This window comes from Nostoc commune NIES-4072 (assembly GCF_003113895.1).
GTDB classification, from domain to species: Bacteria; Cyanobacteriota; Cyanobacteriia; order Cyanobacteriales; family Nostocaceae; genus Nostoc; species Nostoc commune.
The window spans coordinates 2,758,712-2,770,950 of record NZ_BDUD01000001.1 but is presented as its reverse complement, the minus strand read 5'-3'; the positions used below and the strand labels follow the sequence as shown (position 1 = coordinate 2,770,950).

At 39.5% G+C, this 12,239-nt stretch carries 15 protein-coding genes and 1 pseudogene; 6 read left to right on the top strand and 10 right to left on the bottom strand.

Going from position 1 to position 12,239, the window contains the following annotated elements; genetic code table 11:
- Window positions 1–110: 110 nt before the first annotated feature.
- From CDC33_RS12265 to CDC33_RS12255, 3 genes are all read right to left on the bottom strand, one after another.
- Window positions 111–827, bottom strand: a complete 717-nt coding sequence (locus tag CDC33_RS12265; protein WP_181373984.1) for a carbonic anhydrase — start codon at window positions 825–827, stop codon at window positions 111–113.
- Between the two features lie 30 nt (window positions 828–857).
- Window positions 858–2,735, bottom strand: a complete 1,878-nt coding sequence (locus CDC33_RS12260; protein ID WP_109008713.1) for an NAD(P)H-quinone oxidoreductase subunit F — start codon at window positions 2,733–2,735, stop codon at window positions 858–860.
- Window positions 2,736–3,081: 346 nt separating this feature from the next.
- On the bottom strand, window positions 3,082–3,267 hold the full coding sequence (locus CDC33_RS12255; RefSeq protein WP_109008712.1) for a hypothetical protein: 186 nt from the start codon (window positions 3,265–3,267) through the stop codon (window positions 3,082–3,084).
- Between the two features lie 417 nt (window positions 3,268–3,684).
- On the opposite strand from CDC33_RS12255, the gene CDC33_RS12250 reads away from it, so the two are divergent.
- On the top strand, window positions 3,685–5,196 hold the full coding sequence (locus CDC33_RS12250; RefSeq protein ID WP_109008711.1) for a hypothetical protein: 1,512 nt from the start codon (window positions 3,685–3,687) through the stop codon (window positions 5,194–5,196).
- 177 nt (window positions 5,197–5,373) lie between these two features.
- Here CDC33_RS12250 and CDC33_RS12245 read toward each other — a convergent pair whose 3' ends face one another.
- Both CDC33_RS12245 and CDC33_RS12240 read right to left on the bottom strand, forming a co-directional pair.
- Window positions 5,374–5,553, bottom strand: a complete 180-nt coding sequence (locus CDC33_RS12245) for a type II toxin-antitoxin system RelE family toxin (RefSeq protein ID WP_219930019.1) — start codon at window positions 5,551–5,553, stop codon at window positions 5,374–5,376.
- Complete coding sequence (locus CDC33_RS12240; RefSeq protein ID WP_109008710.1) at window positions 5,546–5,788, bottom strand: hypothetical protein; 243 nt, start codon at window positions 5,786–5,788, stop codon at window positions 5,546–5,548. The genes CDC33_RS12245 and CDC33_RS12240 overlap by 8 nt, the downstream gene beginning before the upstream one ends.
- Before the next feature lie 39 nt (window positions 5,789–5,827).
- Here CDC33_RS12240 and CDC33_RS12235 point away from each other — a divergent pair, with 39 nt between their 5' ends.
- Both CDC33_RS12235 and CDC33_RS12230 read left to right on the top strand, forming a co-directional pair.
- A complete protein-coding gene (locus CDC33_RS12235) occupies window positions 5,828–6,142 on the top strand; it encodes a hypothetical protein (RefSeq protein ID WP_109008709.1) in 315 nt (104 codons plus the stop codon).
- A 51-nt stretch (window positions 6,143–6,193) separates the two neighbouring features.
- Window positions 6,194–6,622, top strand: a complete 429-nt coding sequence (locus CDC33_RS12230; RefSeq protein WP_244919207.1) for a pentapeptide repeat-containing protein — start codon at window positions 6,194–6,196, stop codon at window positions 6,620–6,622.
- Here CDC33_RS12230 and CDC33_RS12225 read toward each other — a convergent pair.
- On the bottom strand, window positions 6,608–7,228 hold the full coding sequence (locus tag CDC33_RS12225) for a hypothetical protein (protein ID WP_109008708.1): 621 nt from the start codon (window positions 7,226–7,228) through the stop codon (window positions 6,608–6,610). The two genes, CDC33_RS12230 and CDC33_RS12225, sit on opposite strands and share 15 nt — an antisense overlap.
- Window positions 7,229–7,625: 397 nt before the next feature.
- On the bottom strand, window positions 7,626–7,949 hold the full coding sequence (locus tag CDC33_RS39810) for a hypothetical protein (RefSeq protein WP_219930018.1): 324 nt from the start codon (window positions 7,947–7,949) through the stop codon (window positions 7,626–7,628).
- A 63-nt stretch (window positions 7,950–8,012) separates the two neighbouring features.
- Between CDC33_RS39810 and CDC33_RS12215 the strand changes: the two genes are divergently transcribed.
- Window positions 8,013–8,483 (top strand): hypothetical protein, encoded by a 471-nt coding sequence (locus CDC33_RS12215; RefSeq protein WP_109008707.1) that lies wholly within the window; start codon window positions 8,013–8,015, stop codon window positions 8,481–8,483.
- A 137-nt stretch (window positions 8,484–8,620) separates the two neighbouring features.
- Here the strand turns inward: CDC33_RS12215 and CDC33_RS12210 are convergent, their stop codons facing one another.
- Window positions 8,621–9,190 carry a Uma2 family endonuclease gene (locus tag CDC33_RS12210; RefSeq protein ID WP_109008706.1) on the bottom strand — a complete coding sequence of 190 codons (570 nt, stop codon included), beginning with the start codon at window positions 9,188–9,190 and terminating at the stop codon, window positions 8,621–8,623.
- Window positions 9,191–9,293: 103 nt separating this feature from the next.
- Here CDC33_RS12210 and CDC33_RS12205 point away from each other — a divergent pair, with 103 nt between their 5' ends.
- Window positions 9,294–10,835 (top strand): FAD-binding oxidoreductase, encoded by a 1,542-nt coding sequence (locus tag CDC33_RS12205; RefSeq protein WP_109008705.1) that lies wholly within the window; start codon window positions 9,294–9,296, stop codon window positions 10,833–10,835.
- Between the two features lie 30 nt (window positions 10,836–10,865).
- Window positions 10,866–11,570, top strand: coding sequence for an actin-binding WH2 domain-containing protein (locus tag CDC33_RS12200; RefSeq protein ID WP_109008704.1), 705 nt, complete (start codon window positions 10,866–10,868; stop codon window positions 11,568–11,570).
- Between the two features lie 168 nt (window positions 11,571–11,738).
- Here CDC33_RS12200 and CDC33_RS12190 read toward each other — a convergent pair.
- A pseudogene (locus CDC33_RS12190) lies at window positions 11,739–11,858 on the bottom strand (L,D-transpeptidase); the annotation flags it as partial.
- A gap of 167 nt (window positions 11,859–12,025) precedes the next feature.
- A complete protein-coding gene (locus CDC33_RS41220) occupies window positions 12,026–12,148 on the bottom strand; it encodes a hypothetical protein (protein ID WP_280524409.1) in 123 nt (40 codons plus the stop codon).
- Window positions 12,149–12,239 lie beyond the last annotated feature (91 nt).

Below are 12,239 nucleotides of genomic sequence, written 5' to 3'. Positions count from 1 at the left end.
CAATTGGGGATTTTAGAAAATTGGTAATTGTTATAAATGTCTCTGAATTCGCGGTAGCATAGCAACAAAGTACATTTCCAGGTGAAACCTAGAAACGAGATTTAAAAAATCTAACTAACTAAACTGATTCTGCCAGTATCTAAATCGTAATAACCACCGACTATTTTCAGCTTTTCTGACTTGATTAATTCAGATAAAACTGATGACGATTTCAATTTTTCAATTTGTGCTAAGACATTTGCTTTACAAGCATTTTCTAACTTATCTCCTTCTTTTCCTTTTGAACTTTCTACACTCGGTTTAATTGCCTCAAGCAAACTTCCAATTTGTCCTGGTACCGGAGCGCCTTTGATTGCAGCATCCACTGCACCACATCTTTCATGTCCCACTACCATGATGACTTTGGAGCCTAATATTAAGCTGCCAAATTCTAGGCTACCAATTTCTTCTGGTGTCGCAATATTACCAGCTACACGGCAGACAAATAAATCTCCAAGCCCTTGATCGAAGACAATCTCTGAAGGCACTCGTGAATCTGCACAACCTAGAATCGAAGCAAAGGGCTTTTGACCTTTAGCTACTTCGACTAGGCGCGAACGGGTTTGGTGGGGATTGCGACGTTTTGCTTTGACAAATCTATCATTACCCTCTAATAATTCTTGCAATGCCTTGTCAGGGGTAATATTATCTTCTGCTGGGGCTTTTTTTTCGGCTGCAAGTAAGTTTGAGCTAAGTCCGGCTGTCAATACACCTGTACCGATCGCACCTGCACCAAACTTGAATAAACTTCTTCTGGAAAGGTTGATTTGGGGATATTTTCTACTCATTGAATTCTTCTCAAAATATTATAGTTACTGCTACCCAAGTGTGGAAATTTGGAAAATCAAATTTAAAAACTGTATTCCCCAAAATTGCCAAGTTACCCACATTCCTAAAACACCTACTCCTAAAAGAACGGTTAAGGCATAAAACTGGGTTTGTCCAGAGGTGCTGTATTTTAGACCTTCGCCACCTAATAGCGAAAATAAACCAACGAAATTGACGATGCCATCGACTACAAAGCGGTCAATCATATCGGCAAGTTGGGAAATTTTGGCAACTCCAAAAATTATGGTCATTTTATAGAGTTTGGGGGTGTAAAAGTCGTATGCAATTAAGTCTTGTAAACCTTGCCAAGGGAGACGAATCGGTTTAGGTATATTGCCTAAATAAATCACGCCAGTTATACTGCAACCGAAAATACTCGACCAAATTAAAAGCAGTGCGACATCTTTATTGAGAGTTGCCCAATCGGGTAAAAGTGATAAGCTTTGCAACACTAAAGGAAGATGTAGACTAACACCAAGTAAAATCGTCATTGGCAGAACCATAGGCCAGTGTGCTTCAGGCGATCGCTGACTCATTTGTCTAGGTTTACCGCCAAAGATTAAACCAAATTCTCTGGTTAAACTCACGGCTGTTAAAGCATTTACCGCTATCACTACTCCCACTAACCAAGGTTGCGTTTCCCACAAGCCATCTGCTAGTTTCACTAACGCCCAAAAACTACCCAAGGGTGGAAAACCAATTAATCCCAAAGTCCCGACGATAAAGGCTATTGCTGAAATCGGGCGACGTTTCCACAATCCGCCTAATTGGGTTACGTCTTGGGTAATGCTATTCCAGATAATTCCGCCAGTACTCATTACCAACAATGCTGCGGATATGGCATGAGTGAGTACTAACAATAGCGCCGTTTCGTATTGTTGCACTCCCACGGCGATGAATACTAAACCCATGTAGGCACTGACAGAATAGGATTGACAGCGCTTAAGATCAATTTGAGCGATCGCTATTAAAGAAGCACCCAACGCTGTCACTACCCCAATGGTCACCATAGCCGAGGAAACTATAGGCGAGATGGTTAACACAGGTTCCAATTTAATCAACACCCATGCACCACTAGCTACTACTACCGAATTCCGCAAAATCGTACTCGGAACAGGGCCTTCCATTGCTTCATCTAACCACAGATGCAGGGGGAACTGGGCACATTTACCCATCGGCCCGGCAATTAAGGCTAAACCTACCAGTGTCATTGTTGTCGGGTTGACGTTAGCAGTAGCCGCCCACTTGGCTAGTTCTGGATAACTCCAAGTTCCGGCTAGGGGCCATAGTGCCAACACGCCCATGAGTAAGAATAAGTCTCCCACCCGTTTAGTTAAGAAAGCATCTCTCGCACCTGAGACTACTAACGGCTGGCTAAACCATAAGCCGACTAGTAAGTAGGTTCCCAGCGTCAGGACTTCCAAAATTACATAGCTGAAGAACAAGTTATTACATAAAACAAGGGCACATAGTCCCGCTTCAAACAATCCTAATAAGGAATAGAAGCGTCCCCAACCCCAATCCATCTCCATGTAACCGATGGCATAAATCTGCGCCAGCAAATTCATGCCAGTAATCACAACTAAAGCGCCGACACTCACCGAGGATATTTCTAAAGCAATGGTCAAGTCTAAACCAGCTGTAGATAACCAAGGAATAAATACTTCTTTGGCCGGATGATTCCAAGTTGCTTGTAAGGCGATCGCACTATGTAGAAACGCCAAAAATGTCATTACCAAATTTACATAACCCGCCGGTCTTGGCCCTGTTTTCCGAATGATCCCTGGCGACCAAGGGACGGCTAACAAGCCACCTATTAAGGCATAGCACGGAACTAGCCAAACAGTCTCTAGTAGAAACTGAGCCATTTACTTACCTCTATCTTTTCATTAAAAATTTGGGGTTTTGAGTCAACTCGCGTTGATCCCCGTTTACTTAGCCATGTCTACGATGGGCTATTCGGCCTCGCAGATCAGACAAATTTATCTTTATTTAATTTTCTTAAAAACAGCTTACCGTTATATTTGACAAAATGGTATTACTTTATCTAAATAAATTTGAGATAAATCCTCTAAATAAATCTTATATAAACAATTATTTGAGTAATCAATAATAGCTATTGTTTTTTATCTATTCATCATGAGTTTTTACTTATTGACATAAATGATAAAAGACGCAAGTCCTTTGCGTCTCTACAATTCAGCTAAATATGGATTACACTTCGGTAATTTTGTCAACCTGCCAAAAAACAGAAATAATCGCAGGCGTTTGGTCAAATTGGCTGATGGGGGCGGGTTTCATGTCCCGGTAGTCCAACAGTTGGACTAAGATGAGGTAGGCGATCGCTAAAATGACCGAAATCGCACCTGTAATAATGGCAACTAATTTTGAACGCTCCATCAGTATTTCCTTTAATGCAAATTATTGTGCTGTATCTATATCTACATTAATACTTGAGAGATACTTGCAGTTGATCAAGGCAACGGTTTAGACCTTCCGTTAGTAATGCATTCGATTTATTTCTCTTTACATAGTTTAGTTTTTTCGTGCCTACCTGCTTATTAAAACAAGATATAAATATGCAGTTTTGCTTACACTGCAAACATTTGCAAGCTATAAAAAGTGTAGCAAAACATAGCATAGTTAAGATTAAAGTTAAGTAATAAGAGGCTTATAGCCATTCACGATTACAGTTTCTTTACAGTTTATAAACATTATCTAAACATTATTGGTGACAAAGAAGCTCCATACTTACTGTTATCTCGCTAGGAGATTCACTAATGCGGGATAGTCACTTATATTTAAATTAAAAGTGTCATGATTAGTACTACTAAATTAAATAGAATTGACTTTCTAGTTATAATTGTTATTGTCATAATTGGTCTTATACATTTACCTTTTCCATTTGACGGAGATCAAGCATTTTTTAGGCTAGGTGCTTTAGAGATGCAGCAAGGAAAGGTACTCTATCGTGATTTTTGGGATGTAAAGCAACCAGGAATTTTCTGCTTTTATTTTTTGGCAGGAACTTTGTTTGGTTTTAATGAGATTGGCATCCATGCTTTTGAACTTATTTACATGGTATTTTTTTCGATAATATTGCTGCTGACTCTAAAAAGCTATTTTCGGCATCAGATAATTGCAAGCCTAGTACCTTTATTAACTGTTGGTGTTTACTATGTTGTTTCAGGGGCATGGCATCTTACTCAAGTGGAAGCACTGGTTGGTTTTCCTTTATTCCTTTGTCTTTGGCTAACTTTTCAATCTTTTAAAAGCGAAGGAAAGCAAAGATTTATCTTACTTTTACTCTCAGGTTTTATTGGGGGAATTGTCCTCTTATTTAAATTAATATTTTTATTGATATTATTTTCATTTTGGCTAACTATATTAATGTATTCTGTATTAATAAAACGACAAAGCATTCAAAAAATATTTCTTGAAATTTGTTTGCCAATATTTATAGGGATTATATTTCCTCTTTTAGTGGTTGCCAGCTACTTTGCGTGGTTTAATAGTTTTTCAATAGTGTATCAGACATTTTTTATATATCCGCCTCTTATTATTGCTAATTCTGCATTAAATCAAAAGGATGTGGTTTCGGGAATCAAATGGTTCTTACAGAATTTTTATCCTTTAGCTTTAATGGCTATTGTGGCAATAGATGTTTCATGGCGTAAATCTAAGAATATATTAACTTGGTTACTTGTTGCTTGGTGCATTTTTGGTTTAAGTGTGATTGCTCTACAATACAAAGCATTGTGGGAATACCATTTTTTACTATTGTTTGTACCCATAGGTATTTTAGCAACAAAAGGATTAGATGGATTATGGGACTATTTAAAAGAATTAAGTTCCCCAATCCCAACAATTCTGCTCATATTTTTATTGTTCTTACCTTTGTCATCCACTCTTATAAAAAAGAGTGTAACTCTGGTTAATAATAACTTTGCTTTAACTGAAGATACACGATTAAAATATCAAACTGTGTTTAGAAAAAAATATCCATCTCTTCACTCAGAGGCTAATTTAATATCTCAACCAGGAAGCCTTAGTGGTGAGATTTATGTAGCTGGCGATCCAGCTATTTACTACTTTTCTGGTCGGACTCAAGCAACAATCCTACGTGGTTGGGCGCTTGAATATTTTCTGCCTGAGCAATGGTTAACACTTTTAGAGCAGTTAGATTCATCAAAGCCTCCTTATATTTTCATTGATTATGAACCACAGGCGATAATCAAAGAAAATTTTCCCAAACTGCTAGAATTTGTTGAGCAAAAATACCAAATTTTACGTCAAAGTAATAACGGTATTTGGTATATCATCAAATGATCGGGGTAGCCTAGTAGTTGGACTAGGATGAGATAGGCGATCGCTAAAAGACATCTGCGCCTATCTCTACATTAATACTTGAGATACACTAAACACTTACCGATATACATCACTCCGATGGGCTATTAGTAAAATAGTAATTAGTTGCTATTCTTCATCTACCTTATAAACAACTCGTTAGACACCAACTCGATAGCGAAAAAGACCCGCGAAATCACCTTTGAGCCGCTTGATGTTTGGGTGTTCATAAGCATTCTGTCGCAGTTGGTCAAAGCAACGGTTGAGTCGTTGGGCTAGTGATGCATCTACTTCTTGATAAAACTTCTGTGCTTTGCGAGTCAGTACCAGTTCATACATGACGACGAATACTGTCAAATGATACTACTTCCCCAGCCTCAGCTTCCTGCATAGCTTCACGCAAAGCTTGCTCAAAACCAGGGATATTCAAAACTTCCGTTGTCGCCTCATTTTCTTCTCTTTCTTCTAGATCAGCTAGAAAATCACTCACTACCCGCAGCCTTTCTGGAGACAGTCGCCGTAAACGCTTCTCAGCTTCCTGAAGAATAGTAACGTCATCTTGCTTTGATTCCATAGTTATTTCTACACTTATCACTATTTATTATCGATTTGTTTGCTTCTTTATTATATTATTGACTTTCTGAGGCTCAACGTTGACCTTCTAAACCTCGACGTTGACCTTCTGAGCCTCAAAGTTGCGGCTTTTATCCTCGAAGTTGCGCCTTTTATCTTCAACGTTGACCTTCTAAACCTCGACGTTGACCTTCTGAGGCTCAAAGTTGCGGCTTTTATCCTCGAAATTGCACCTTTTATCCTCGAAGTTGCACCTTTTATCCTCGACGTTGACCTTCTGAGGCTCAACGATGACCTTCTGAGCGTCAAAGTTGCGCCTTTTATCCTCGAAATTGCACCTTTTAAGCTCAACTAACAAATATATCTAACCATTTCTGAATTTACAGGGGTGAGCGTGTAGTAAAATTTGCTCACCTCTGTAAAGTGCAACATAGCTTTAGACTTCTTTGGTCAAAATCTTCGAGGACGCAACTTCAAAGGTAGACAAGACCTTGCGGGTGCGAACTTTAGCTATGCCGACATCCGAGGGGCAAACTTCACCAACGCTAACCTGACAAGGGCAAACTTCAGCCACGCCAAAGCTGGACTGCAACGACGTTGGGCAATTGGTTTAGTTATTATCTCATTCTTATTGTCGGGGCTGTCAGGATTTTTCTGGGCTGTCAATGGTTACTTGGTGTCGCTGATATTTAGCTCATCTAGTGAGGATCGAATTGGGGGCTGGGTTGCTCTAATCACATTGATTGTCTTTTTCTTCATCACGATTCGCCAAGAAATAATAGCTGGTTTAGGAGCCTTCGCCGGAGCCGGTTTTCGATTTTCAATCTTTCAATAACTTTACTAATATTCTCATCAACTCCTCAATATCTTCGACAACTCTGTAGCTATTAATCCCTAGAGTAAAATGTTTATTTACTCTATCAAGACAAGCAAACTGCCACAAGCTGCCCGTACTGACCGAACCTGTTAATACAGCCTGTTCTGTAAGAGTTGGTGAATCTTCCCATAAATCTAGTGCAATCATTTCCGCTACTAATTGAGTAAAGCCTCTACTTAAATCAGCTTGCTTTGCTTCTATGACTAATAGTTGATATGGTTGGGAAGTTCTAATTAAATAATCTAGGGTTCCTTGAAGCTGATTATTCACTCTCAGGCTAAATTCTATTCTCAGTTTTGCTTTAGTATAGTGAATCAACTCTAGTACAATTCTAGAAATTATTACTTCTCTCCTAGCTAACTCTGTAGTCAACTCTACATAAGGTAGTGCTTCTTCTATCCTTTCTCTCAATTCGACCAACCTATCCAATTCGCCAGAGTATTGTGGTAATTGAAATACTTTGTACTCCGATGAATAACCGAAAGCTTGGGCTAAGTCTTCAGAATAGTAACCGCTTTCAAAATATTTGCTAAAGGTATATGTCTGAGTAGGATCTAGCTTCATGAGATTTTAGATTGTGGTGATATGTCGGGAAATGGGTTTTAAACAACATTGGGGTTAAATACGCGCACTGTAAGGCTTAAGTGCGTATTACACTGCTGAAAAGACTTCTCTAAAAAAGGTTATTTTTGCGATCCTTGCTGACTATCTCTACTAGTCTATACAAAGCGCGAATGCTGGTAATAATCAGCCTTCACCAAAATAAACAAACCTCCCTCAACCTCTTACCAGTAGTAGCTTATGAGGTTTCGGAGGGTTTGTAAAACCTATTAGGACTTACGCAAAAAGCGCTAAAAAGCTTAATTTCTCGAACCGCCAAGACGCCAAGAAGGCCAAGAATCGTAGAGTTTGCGTAAGTCCTACCTATGAAAATTCCATTCCCGATTCGGGAATCAAGGGATTATTCTTCACCATCAGTCAGTTTGATATAGTCGTTAATGATAGTAGCCACGGCATTATGGCAACTTTTGTCAGTGTCCAGCACTTGGGATAAAAATGCCCACAACGTTATTAATGGATCAAATAATCGCTTTTTGTATTTAATCTTTAGCTCAGAGATTGCAAGTCTTATTGCAGATTCTGGCAATAGTTCTTTAAAAGGTAGCCCCAAACTCTGACGCTCATTTGTCAAGAGAGAATTTGTACTCGTAATGTCACAGTAGTAATTAACGTATGTGCTTGCTCGTTTTAAAGAAAGTATTTCATAAACTTTTCTTAGTGCCATTCATCGCAGAATCAGCAATTATTGCTTGTAGAAAAAGATAAGCGCATTATTAGTTTATAAAATATGGTAGATACTGCTCTCAAGCAGCCAAAAATTAATACACAAGGAAATACCATCATGTCAGATATCAGTGGCATCAATATTGAAGGCAGCAGTAATGTTAGCGGTATCGCTGGCAATAATTCTATTGCTAATCTAGGAACCATTAGCGGTAACGTGAGTATTGCCCTCAATCAGTTACCTGATGCAACCGATGCCGAGAAACCAGGAATTAAAGAATTATTGTCGCGGTTGCAAGATGCAATCATCCAATCCACATATTTACCAGAAGAAGAGAAAACCGAAGCACTAGAACAGGTAAAAGCTTTAGCTGAAGCGGGGAAAAATCCCCAAGAATCTACCAAGCAGAAAACTGCAAAAACAGCAATCACTATGTTGAAAGGGATATTTACAGGCTTACCTGCTGTTGCTTCTCTAGTTGAAGCGGGTAATAAATTATTGCCTGCGATCGCAAAATTATTTGGTTTAGGATAATTTTGTGTGAGTTAGACGAACCTCTCCCTGCCTTGAACTAAAGTTCAAGTCTGTCCCTCTCCGAGTCGGAGAGGGACGGTTTTGCGTAGTAAAACCAGGGAGAGGTCTTTTCATTAAGCTAATTCGATAAAAAATTTCTAAGCCGTTAATACTTGCTGCGCTGTCAGTTTTAACTCAGGAAAAGTCGGAGAAAAAATTTGCTGGTTTCCTGTAAATACTGTTTGGTTATAACGTCCTTCATCCAACAAACAGACTGTCACCTTTGCCTCTAGAGGATCAACAATCCAGTATTCAGGGATAGAAAAGGCTGCATACTCAAGTGGTTTCCTTTGATAATCTCGCTTCACAGACTCAGCACTAACCACTTCTATTGTTAACAGTGGAGGTAACTCAAGCACAGCCGATTTACCCTGAATAGATTGTCGCTGTTCTTCAGTCATCACAATTAAGTCAGGGAGACGGGATTTTTTGACGGAGGTACGAACGCCAGTACCGCTAGGGCGAACTTGCCAATCTAACCCTAGTCGTTGGATTTCTAGATAGAAGCGGATTAACAAGAAAGTGATGATAGCTTCATGCAAATCTGAGGCTGGAGGCATTTCTAGCAGTACCCCATCCTCAAGTTCATAGCGCTTGTCAGTGCCATCATCGTAGGTGAGATATTCTTTAAAAGTATACAGAGGTTCTACAGGTTTTGTAGCGGACATACTTATGTCTCCAGTTCCTCAAGGGACGGGTGGGAGTGTCACGATCATATCTACTTTCTTCATTCTCAGGTAATTTTGGAATGTAGAGTTGAGTTTTTCCAAAATGTCTTTAACTGAAGAAATTCTTTCCCAATTACCCGGCGATGCTTTAGCAGGGTTACGCCAAAGCGATCGCATCCTAACATCTCTGCGCGAAAATTCCGCACCAGTACCAACGTTAGTTAAAGAAAGTCAACAGCCTTTAGGCGTTGTAGACAACGATTTGCTTATCTGCGGTGGTACTTTGGGTATTTTAATTGGTTGCGCCTTAGCGGTGAAGGGACTGCGGGTGGCGTTGATGGAACGGGGTATTTTGCGGGGGAGAGAGCAAGAGTGGAATATTTCTCGCAAAGAATTAGATGTGTTTGTGGAATTAAACTTGCTGACTGAGGAAGAATTAGAGAGTGCGATCGCAACTCAATATAACCCAGCGCGAGTTAGTTTTGCTGGCGGTACAGAAGTTTGGGTAGAGGATGTTTTGAATATCGGTGTAGATCCAGTTTATCTATTAGCTACATTGAAAACTCGATTTCTCGCCGCAGGGGGAAAGTTATTAGAAAACACACCCTTTACCGAAGCGGTAGTTCATCCAGATGGGGTGATGGTAAATAACCAATTCAAAACTCGGTTATTAATCGATGCAATGGGACATCTTTCACCCATCACTCAACAAGCACGCCAAGGTAAAAAACCAGACGCACTATGCTTAGTTGTAGGAAGTTGCGCCCAAGGTTTTGCGGAAAATAACTCAGGCGACTTGTTATTATCATTTACACCTTTGCAGAATCAATGTCAGTATTTCTGGGAAGCTTTTCCAGCTAGGGATGGCAGAACAACTTACTTGTTTACTTATATGGATGCAGATCCCCAACGTTTAAGTTTAGAAGCTCTATTTGAGGAATATCTGCGTCTATTACCAGAATATCAGGGAGTGGAATTGAGCGAACTGAAATTTCAGCGATCGCTATTTGGTTTCTTTCCTACCTATCGTCAAAGCCCTATCAAAACCCCTTGGAGTCGCATTCTACCAGCCGGAGATAGCAGTGGTAATCAATCTCCTTTGAGTTTTGGTGGTTTTGGGGCAATGGTACGTCACCTGAAGCGTTTGACTTATGGCATTTACGAAGCACTGGAAACAGAACAATTATCTGCAAAGGACTTAACACTACTGCAACCCTATCAACCAAGTTTGACAGTTACGTGGTTGTTTCAAAGGGCGATGAGTGTTGGTATAAATCAGAAAATTGCCCCAGATCAAATTAACCAACTACTCTCGGCGGTATTTGAGGAAATGCAACAGTTGGGTACACCAGTGCTAAAACCATTTTTACAGGATATAGTGCAGTTTCCGGCACTAACAAAAACACTGTTAAAAACTGGTTTATATCATCCAGTATTAGTTGCCAAGATAATTCCGCAAGTAGGTTTGGCAAGTTTGTTAGATTGGATGTTACATTACAGTAATTTGGGTGTGTACACTGCCTTATTTTGGCTAAGTCCAATGCTAGAAACATGGATTAAGAATCAACCAAAAGAACAACAATATTATTGGCATCGTTTGATTGATGCTTGGAAGTATGGTTCTGGCGGTGATCAAGGAAGATGAAACTTAGAATTTTAGCTGTGTGAGGGTAACATGAGAGAACAGAAATCATTAGGAATCAAATACTTTGCGGTGCTGATTGGATTCCTGCGCGATCGCCAAGGATTTCTAGAGGAAGTTCGTCAAGGTACGAGATTACCAAATAAAATTATTTCTCTACTAGTTTGCAGTTCCTTATTTCTCGCTGCTTATGGCGGAATCATTGGTGCATACCATAGTTGGATGCAAGCTTTGTCTTCTGCCATTAAACTTCCAGCCCTTTATTTAATTACACTCCTAATTTGTATCCCAACCTTGTATTTTGCTAACATTATTTTTGGTTCAAAGCGAACTTTTGGACAGCATTTAGCACTAGTCTTGACTGCTGTTTCAGTTACGAGTGTACTTTTATTCAGCTTTGCGCCAATCACACTGTTTTTCTTAATTACCACCAATAACTACCAATTTTTAATTCTGTTAAATGTATTCATCTTTGCATTAACAGGATTTATTGGTATTTCGTCTTTATATCAAGCCACAAGCTTAGTTTTAGAACAAGATAGTGAAGGTAGTAAAACACGCCAGAAAATTTTACAATTTTGGCTATTTCTTTACGCTTTCGTCGGCAGTCAATTAGGATGGACTCTCAGACCATTTTTTGGTACGCCTGATTCTGCTTTTCAACTATTCCGCGAAAGAGAAGGTAATTTCTATTTAAGTGTGATTCAAGCTATTAGCTATCTCTTGGGAATCCGTTAATCAGTCATTAGTATTACACAAAATCTAAAAGATATAAAAATATGCGGAATAAGGAAAAGTTTGGGATTCAACAATTTGGTGTATTGGTTAATTTATTGCGCGATCGCCAGGCGTTTCTAGAAGAAATTCGTCAGGGAGTCCGATTACAAAATAAAATCAGTTCTTTGTTTATTCTTTCACATCGTTGTTGTACATCCGAATACAACCGTGTGAGGCAGCCTTACCAACTGAATCAGGATTAGGCGTTCCGTGAAAGCCAACCCAATTTTTACCGTTTGTCCAAAATCCAGTACACACAAGTCAAATTACCCCCCTTAATCCCGCCGATATATTGGGGGAAACAGGAAATCCAGTTCTCTTCCTAATATATACGAGGAGGGTTAGGGTGGGGTAATTCGAGAACTGGTAGTGATTCGATAACTTGTGTGTACACCGTAGGGTAAAACCCAGATTTATCAAGCAACAGCCTCTTGCTTGGGCTTTCGCACCGGACGTTTGCGATCGCTCCGACGAACGCCCCCCGCCATTTTGTACTCATCGCTATTCTTGCCATACTTTGCAGCTACACTCAGTAACATGTGTTCTGTTAGTTTGACACCCGCATTATTCAGTATAAATTAAATTATTTACTACAAATATATAAAATAGTTTTGCGTAAATTCTTGTAGG

Excerpts from the sequence above, each read along its gene's own strand:
- CDC33_RS12260 (WP_109008713.1), bottom strand. The coding sequence starts at position 2,735 with ATGGCTCAGTTTCTACTAGAGACTGTTTGGCTAGTTCCGTGCTATGCC.
- CDC33_RS12225 (WP_109008708.1), bottom strand. The coding sequence starts at position 7,228 with ATGAAGCTAGATCCTACTCAGACATATACCTTTAGCAAATATTTTGAA.
- CDC33_RS12245 (WP_219930019.1), bottom strand. The coding sequence starts at position 5,553 with ATGTATGAACTGGTACTGACTCGCAAAGCACAGAAGTTTTATCAAGAA.
- CDC33_RS12200 (WP_109008704.1), top strand. The coding sequence starts at position 10,866 with ATGAGAGAACAGAAATCATTAGGAATCAAATACTTTGCGGTGCTGATT.
- CDC33_RS12215 (WP_109008707.1), top strand. The coding sequence starts at position 8,013 with ATGGTAGATACTGCTCTCAAGCAGCCAAAAATTAATACACAAGGAAAT.
- CDC33_RS12205 (WP_109008705.1), top strand. The coding sequence starts at position 9,294 with ATGTCTTTAACTGAAGAAATTCTTTCCCAATTACCCGGCGATGCTTTA.
- CDC33_RS12240 (WP_109008710.1), bottom strand. The coding sequence starts at position 5,788 with ATGGAATCAAAGCAAGATGACGTTACTATTCTTCAGGAAGCTGAGAAG.
- CDC33_RS12210 (WP_109008706.1), bottom strand. The coding sequence starts at position 9,190 with ATGTCCGCTACAAAACCTGTAGAACCTCTGTATACTTTTAAAGAATAT.
- CDC33_RS12255 (WP_109008712.1), bottom strand. The coding sequence starts at position 3,267 with ATGGAGCGTTCAAAATTAGTTGCCATTATTACAGGTGCGATTTCGGTC.
- CDC33_RS12250 (WP_109008711.1), top strand. The coding sequence starts at position 3,685 with ATGATTAGTACTACTAAATTAAATAGAATTGACTTTCTAGTTATAATT.
- CDC33_RS39810 (WP_219930018.1), bottom strand. The coding sequence starts at position 7,949 with ATGGCACTAAGAAAAGTTTATGAAATACTTTCTTTAAAACGAGCAAGC.
- CDC33_RS41220 (WP_280524409.1), bottom strand. The coding sequence starts at position 12,148 with ATGTTACTGAGTGTAGCTGCAAAGTATGGCAAGAATAGCGATGAGTAC.
- CDC33_RS12265 (WP_181373984.1), bottom strand. The coding sequence starts at position 827 with ATGAGTAGAAAATATCCCCAAATCAACCTTTCCAGAAGAAGTTTATTC.